The following is a 954-nucleotide window of genomic DNA, read 5'->3' as shown; positions in this document are numbered from 1 at the left end:
CTCTTTTGAAAACGTCATCCTGGCATTTGGGTCGAGTTTCGCCATGCTTTTCAGATCTAAGGCTTGGTCTGCGCTCCCTGTGAAAGCTGTATGGCCGACGCGCATCATTTTTCGCAGTTCGCATCCGAGTTGAAGCCCGTCATTAGCTCTTAATACATGGTTAACCTCCTCGACTGCACTTGGCTCGCCTTGAACGACATCCCAAGCAGATTCACCACTATACCAACCTCCCTGATCAGGATAGGGATTATGCGTGTAGTCATTGTCGGGTATTACTCGCAACGGACCAATACAGACACTGCTATTCAGATAGCGAAGAAGATTATGGAAGGGGGCATCAATAATATCGGAAAGAATTTCATGCACGCGTTCTGTACGTAGCGGGTCATCCAGATCCATGCCAGTAGCAACGGTCTGACCTGGAATAACGATCGCTCCGAACTTACTCAAAAATCCTATAGATGTATTATCCTCGGATGTTTGGTTTCCTCGTGAATGGCTACCAATTTGAATAAGAGTTTCAAGCTCCGTTGTGGGTAAGGCGAACTCACCTGCGTCCTCATCAGAAAGCAACAACGGATGGTGGAAGTTAATATAGGAAATTCGTGCTTGTTTTAAGCCTGCATCACTTTCGAGTTTCACAACTAGGCGATCATCTAGCCATATTCGAGTTTGTGAAACATAAGCTGTTTCTTTATGAGCAGACCAGGCAATTTCTAGTTCAACTGAAAACGAATCAGCTATGCCGCAAGGACTTTCTGCGGTTAGGCCAAAGTCCTCATTAATTAGGTCGGGAAGTTTTGCGAAGGTTTGTCCGATTTCCCCTTTTTTGTCTATGTCGAGCTTTATCGTAATCCGATTTTTAGTATTTCGACCATGAACCAGACTTTCGAACCCTTTAATTTTTTTACCGCCTAAAGCATCAAGCTGCCTTGGGTCGCACTGTCCCTTTGA

Annotated in this window: 1 protein-coding gene; it reads right to left on the bottom strand. The window is 45.2% G+C overall.

Features of this window, described 5'->3' with window-relative positions:
- On the bottom strand, positions 1-954 hold a 954-nt coding region (locus A3751_RS23200), incomplete at both ends, for a hypothetical protein (RefSeq protein ID WP_197466545.1).

It is taken from the genome of Oleiphilus sp. HI0080, assembly GCF_001635135.1.
The sequence above is the reverse complement of the archived record's forward strand: the minus strand, read 5'-3'. Positions and strand labels throughout refer to the sequence as shown.